Raw genomic sequence first — 468 nt, forward strand, 5'->3', positions numbered from 1 at the left:
GGTCAGCATGGTGGCCGCCATCAAAAGACCAAGGCGCCTGCCTATGGTCGACATGTTTGTCGTATTCATTAATCCCACCCTAACGTTTCCCCAGCGTCCTTTTCAGAGCGCTAACCAAGCCAAGGCCTGCCCGTCGGTGGATTATTCACAAATTCACGAAATGTGTGAGCGATTATTGATTTAGAGGGCGCTAAATAGCCTTTTTGGGCAACAAGGCTGCGAGATGTAGCAAAAATAGCACATAACGTCGGCTCGCTGCGGTTGTATCCGGACGCCACATTCAGTGGGGAAGCACAAAAAATCGCAGGGCAGCGAGCCGATATCCCCAGAATCATGGCCGGTTCGGACAGCGGTTGTTGATGATCCAACCGGAGGTTGAACGCTTTTTCAGGCACGCCCCCCTTGGGTGCCGGGTCCAAAAGATACTCTGTCGCGGCGGCCGGCGTGCGCGTCAATAGAGGTGGTACC

The 468-nt window shown here is 54.3% G+C and carries 1 protein-coding gene; it reads right to left on the bottom strand.

The features are described 5' to 3' along the window. Positions 1 to 110 precede the first annotated feature (110 nt). Positions 111 to 468, bottom strand: a 358-nt coding sequence (locus EN750_RS40210; protein ID WP_210212818.1) for a hypothetical protein, incomplete at its 5' end; no start/stop codon positions are given.

The organism is Mesorhizobium sp. M7A.F.Ca.ET.027.03.2.1, from assembly GCF_003999175.1.
Taxonomy (GTDB): Bacteria; Pseudomonadota; Alphaproteobacteria; order Rhizobiales; family Rhizobiaceae; genus Mesorhizobium.